Genomic DNA, 5,289 nt, shown 5'->3' with positions numbered 1-5,289 from the left:
CTGGTCCACCATTCGTCAAATGGAAAAGCAACAAGTAACACTGGCAACAAGAGATTTAGACAAGCTATTACTTACAAAAATATCATTACAGAATTTCAACAAATTAACAATAGGTATCCTTGCCTTGCTTTTGGCGTTGAATTACAGCCTGTATTGCTTCATGGGCTTTCATTCCTTTGCCAATCTCACACTACTGATGGTTTTTGCCCTACTTGCTTTTGCAGCCTATGCCTCACAAAACATTCCTTTTTTGTTGGTACAAAACAAAGCGAAAAAGGCAATCCATGAAGCAGCGTTCAAAAAGCATTTGTTCTATTTTAATTTAATGAACTTTGTTTTGCTAGTCCCCTCGTTTATGCTTCACTACCATGGTTATCAAGAACCTAGTCAAGTACTGATTATTGGTTATGCTTTTATTGTCCCATCTATAGCTCTATTAATTTACATCGCAATCAAGCAGCATTCCTTACCATTAACTCATTAACGATTGAAAGAACAAAGAATTCAAAAAAACTCTGCCAAAATCACTTTAAAAGGTATTCTGAAAATCCATGAGAACGCTTACTGAAACTGAAACCCAAACCATCAAAGCCCGACTCGATCGTTGCTTGATCGCTTATCAAGAAATCTATGATGAGTTATTGGACCATTATATCTCGGCTTTAGAGCAGGTTTCAGTAAAGGAATTTTTAGAAAAGAAAGAAGAACTGGACGATACTTTTTCTTGGTCTGTTATCAAGGGCTTGGAAAAAGAATTAGAAAAATCTGCTTGGAAGGAGTTCTTATTGACCGCTCGCTCAAGCTATAAAATCTGGACTTTGGGCTGGAAAAAACTAGGCATATTATTGTTCGTGGGTTTACTATTTATCCCTGTTTTTCAGTTTACAGGCCCGGAAGGCACTTACATAGTTTCTGCCTTAGTCCTATTTTCATTGGTAGGATTTTCCATCTACTTCAATAAAACCAAGTATGGATTTACATGGTCATTGGATCCAAGCGTCCACAAACCTAAGTACGTATTGGCCCAACAATTTTTTGGTACCCATCTTTTCATTTTTGGGATCACCAATTTATTGGCTCAACTACTTCCAAAAGTACTGGAAAATACAACATACGCTTATTTAACTCCCTTTTTTCTGCTTTTATTTAGTATTATTCTACTGGCTTTTTGTTGGGTAATTTTTAATTCTATCAACCTTAAAACTCTAAAACTGATCAAGCTATGAAATTAACCAAAGACCAAATCGATCAGCTCAAGCAACTGATTTCGCACAAAGGCTATACAGCCATCGATGTGCAATACGAGATCTTAGACCATGTGGCATGCAAGATTGAGCAGTTAATGGAGCAAGACCCCAAACTCTCCTTGGAAGCAGCCTTTACCAAAGTCCATGCTTCTTTTGGAATTTTTGGGTTTTCGGGTTTGGAGGAGTCCTATGAAAAATCCATTCAACAAAAGGCTACCAAATTCACCTTGGAAGCACTTGTAACTATTTGGACCAGTTGGAGGATTATCCTTCCCTTCGGATTAACTGCGCTGTTCCTAGGCTTAGCATTCATAAATCAACTGTTCCTTGGAAACACCTATACCGGAAGTTATCTATTTGCTGTAGGTATTTTTCTCATCCTCTTGCAACTCATTACAGTAAGAAGCTGGAGACGACTAAGAAACTACCATCAATATGCTGCTGTCAAGCAAAGTTCACCCTTTGCAGTCCTTTTATACATAGGTTTATATGTTGCTTATATCTTATTATGGCATTCTAATGAAATACAATGGTGGAACATAGCATCAATGGGTAAGGATCATTGGATATCTATCAGCATTGTTTTCATTACCTTCTCTCTCCTCTTAAGTATTAGAAAAAGCATTGACCATAGTATTGAAAGAGCTCACATGCTTCAAAGACTTTATGAGACTGCGTAGTATTTGGAAATATTGCAAGTTCTAATCTTAAGATAAAGTTGGCTCAAAATAGAAGAAAAAAGTAAAAATCGACTGCTATGAAAATCTCTCCAAAAGACCTTCAATACCTAGAAAAAAAGACAACTGAACTCCCGATCCATAGTGAGGAATTGTATATTGAAATTCTTGATCATATCCTGTGTGCCTATGAAGCATCAGGAACTGAGGATGTCTATAGCTTTTGGGAAAAAGAAAAAGAGAACTGGACCGGATGGAAGCTGTTCAAAATCAGATTTAAACATGAGAATGCGCTAAGTTTAGAGTTTGCTTCTTGTTTTGTCAGAAGTATTTTTTCTTTAACTCCTAAAAATATCCTGAGCCATCTCTTGTTGTTAGCCATAGCAACAGTTATGGGATTTAGTTTTTCATTGTATAGCGCACTAATGGTACCTCTGTTTTTAATCCTTATTTTACTTCCAATATTGTTTAATGCCTGGACATACCATACCAAAGATACCTTTGGAGAGAAAGCTCCTGAATTGAAGGGAAAAGGACTATACAGTAGCAGAAGGGATGCGTTCAATGTACTGATTGGTGCGCATCTATTTGGATGGGGAATTTTCCTATTTACTATCAAGCAGTTAAATGATTTTGAAAGCATTTTTGATGTACTTACTTCAAACCCTGCCACTACCACAGCCATCTTATTTATGTTACTCCTAGCGAACAGAGGACTCTTAATGGTCTACCAAACCAAACTTAAACCTTTCCTGTATGAAGTTAAGTAAAGAGCAAATCGAGCAACTCAAAAAACTGATTTCCTACAAGGGCTATCCCGAGATTGATGTACAGTATGAAATCCTGGACCATGTGGCCTGTAAAGTGGAAGAGTTGATGGAGAGTAACCCAAAGCTGACCCTACCCGATGCTTTCCAAAAAGTGCATGCTTCCTTTGGGATTTTTGGATTTTCGGCGCTAGAAGAGTCCTACAAAAAGATGATTGAAAAAAGGCTTTGGGGCTACTATTGGAATGAACTCAAGCAACTCTTTACCAGCTACAGGATTATCTTTCCATTGGGATTGCTTGTTATCTTTTTCCAATCCTCCGCATTATTGGAGGATTCCAAAGCGTGGATCCTGATGATGATTGGATTCTTATTCTTTTCATTTATATGGATAGTTATCCGATATTGGAAAACCCACAAAAAGTATAAAAAGTATGCCTCCTACATGGCTTCCAACTCCGTTTTCCAAATGACCAATTTTGGGGTACTCATGTGTCTCTATGGACATAATTTTGTTTACCGACAAGAAGGGTCACAAGAGGGCTTATTTGCAAAGATTTTAATTGGGTCAATTCTGACAGCGATAGTCTTTCTTTTCATCAGCATATTTATTTTGCCAAGGGTCTTGGATAGAAGTATAGCGGATACAGAGGCTTTGATTCAGGTTTATGGGGAAAGTTGAACATTTCGCATAAAATATTTTTTTGTATTTAACCCATGTATTTGACAAATAATATTCTTTTCTTTATACCAATCCAATCAAATTAGATAACAAAATCTCACATCCTCAGTTTTTTATCATTGGTTTATTTGCTCATTTATGGAAAAAGAAAACACAGATCTTTCATGATTTAGAAAATTACAAAAAAATAGTTGGAATCCTGAGGTCATCATTTCGGGCTTGACTTTAGCTTTTATCCTGGCTTTCCCCAGGGATCTGTATGAGTTTTCGGCCAAGCTTATACAAGATTGGGGAATAAATTATATTGGAGGGCTGCTCACTTTGATGTATAGTTCATTTGTACTGAATGTTTTCAAAGTTTTTTTAATTACCCATTTGGCATTGCGATTTATCTGGACAGGGTTACTAGGGGTCAGCTACGCTTTTCCGAAAGGAGTCATTGACGACAACTTACCCAAAACTTTGAAAGGAATTACATTCGGTGACCTCAATGAATGGACCATGAAACTTGAAAGAATCTGCAGCCTGTTTTTTGGAATACCAGTTTACTTAGCCTTTATTTTTATTCCACTTACCTTATTTTTGCTTCTGCTTTTGGCAGTATACAGAGTTTTTGACATCAGTTTTTTCATCGTATATATTATTTTTATTCTTTCGGCATTATTGTTAAGCCTAGCCCAATTTTTTTATAAAAAATTTTACAAGGGGACACCAAAAGCCAAAAATCTTATGAGTACCCTGGGGGCGACCTATGTTAGCAATATAGGTAAATGGAAATTCCAATTGTATCAGTTATTGATCATATTGATTGCCGTGCCTTTTGTGGTAAAAGACACCCAAAACTTCACCATGTTTTTTCAGGAAGTAGGTTTAAACGAAAGCCAATTAGAGTGGCCCAAGAAAAGCTGGTATTATGAAGACCAAAGAGATCCAAGCCAGAGGTTTGGAAGAGTAATGATACCTTCTGACATAACTGATAGTGATTACCTTAGGCTCCAGATTGCCTATTATGGTGAGGATGAAAAATATCTCCAATTATTGAACGGACCGTTTTCGACAACTTTAGACACATTGGGTTGGCAAGAACTATCAATTGCTCCTGACCTTTACAGGATAAGCATAGATGATTCTGTTTACCAAATGCCCAAATGGAACAATGTGATTTTGGACCAATCCAATCAGCGTGTTTACGAAACTCATATTCCAATTGCTGATCTGCCAAGTGGTCCCCATGAAATCATGGTAGAAAAATTGGTGATGCGAATGGCATTTTTCACAGAGACAACTCCTGTACTGAGAAAGAAATGGGCAAAGGTTGGTTTTTTCAAGGAGTAATTGCTGTTATTCAAGTTTAGAATTCATCACAGGGATATAATGGATAAGACCCTGAATAAATCGTCCGTGCCTACGGCACTTTTGCTATTCCAAACCATTATCGGCCACGGCTTGAAAGCCGTGGTTATTATATCGAGCGCTCCTACGGAGCTTTTTCCCTTTTTTCTACCTTTCTCAAAATTGGCTAAAAATTAAAAACTCTCCACCATTAACATACCCAAGGATAAACATATCACCCTGAGCGACAATTCATCTTCCCAAAACATCCCTGCCTAAAAAGTTCCAGTGGAACTCATGATCTATTTACCATTAATTTCAACCCATTGTCAAAGCAAACAAGGAGCCCCCATCAGTCCCAGAGTGACGATCGACATGATAACAAAGGGTTTTAACCCTGGGATCTGGCACAAAGACCCCATTAGTCCCAGAGGGACGAACGATATACTGCACAAAAAAACAGGTCGAAGATGAGGGCTCTTGATGATAGAAAATCCACTTACTCATAAACTAAACATCAACTTCTAAAGTAGTCCCAGAGGGACGAACTACATAATAACCGTGGGTTTCAACCCACGGACCTT

The 5,289-nt window shown here is 37.6% G+C and carries 6 protein-coding genes; all 6 read left to right on the top strand.

Annotated features, from left to right (window positions below; translation table 11 throughout):
• Positions 1-484: hypothetical protein (locus QZT73_RS07835; protein ID WP_291787524.1), on the top strand; the 484-nt coding region annotated here is incomplete at its 5' end.
• Positions 485-551: 67 nt separating this feature from the next.
• Entirely contained in the window at positions 552-1,226 is a 675-nt protein-coding gene (locus QZT73_RS07830; RefSeq protein WP_291787522.1) for a hypothetical protein, read from the top strand.
• Positions 1,223-1,927: a hypothetical protein gene (locus QZT73_RS07825; protein ID WP_291787521.1), complete on the top strand. Its 705-nt coding sequence runs from the start codon at positions 1,223-1,225 to the stop codon at positions 1,925-1,927. Before QZT73_RS07830 ends, QZT73_RS07825 begins: the two co-directional genes overlap by 4 nt.
• Before the next feature lie 77 nt (positions 1,928-2,004).
• On the top strand, positions 2,005-2,694 hold the full coding sequence (locus tag QZT73_RS07820; RefSeq protein ID WP_291787520.1) for a hypothetical protein: 690 nt from the start codon (positions 2,005-2,007) through the stop codon (positions 2,692-2,694).
• The gene (locus QZT73_RS07815) at positions 2,681-3,373 is read left to right on the top strand and encodes a hypothetical protein (protein ID WP_291787519.1); all 693 of its coding nucleotides are present in this window, start codon (positions 2,681-2,683) and stop codon (positions 3,371-3,373) included. Before QZT73_RS07820 ends, QZT73_RS07815 begins: the two co-directional genes overlap by 14 nt.
• Positions 3,374-3,592: 219 nt before the next feature.
• On the top strand, positions 3,593-4,708 hold the full coding sequence (locus tag QZT73_RS07810; RefSeq protein WP_291787518.1) for a hypothetical protein: 1,116 nt from the start codon (positions 3,593-3,595) through the stop codon (positions 4,706-4,708).
• The last annotated feature ends 581 nt before the right edge of the window (positions 4,709-5,289 follow it).

The organism is Cecembia sp. (assembly GCF_007126775.1).
In the GTDB taxonomy this organism is placed as follows: Bacteria; Bacteroidota; Bacteroidia; order Cytophagales; family Cyclobacteriaceae; genus Cecembia.
The sequence above is the reverse complement of the archived record's forward strand: the minus strand, read 5'-3'. Positions and strand labels throughout refer to the sequence as shown.

What these genes read in the sequence shown, in the direction of transcription:
- QZT73_RS07830 (WP_291787522.1), top strand. Translation starts at nt 552, where the DNA reads ATGAGAACGCTTACTGAAACTGAAACCCAAACCATCAAAGCCCGACTC.
- QZT73_RS07825 (WP_291787521.1), top strand. Translation starts at nt 1,223, where the DNA reads ATGAAATTAACCAAAGACCAAATCGATCAGCTCAAGCAACTGATTTCG.
- QZT73_RS07820 (WP_291787520.1), top strand. Translation starts at nt 2,005, where the DNA reads ATGAAAATCTCTCCAAAAGACCTTCAATACCTAGAAAAAAAGACAACT.
- QZT73_RS07815 (WP_291787519.1), top strand. Translation starts at nt 2,681, where the DNA reads ATGAAGTTAAGTAAAGAGCAAATCGAGCAACTCAAAAAACTGATTTCC.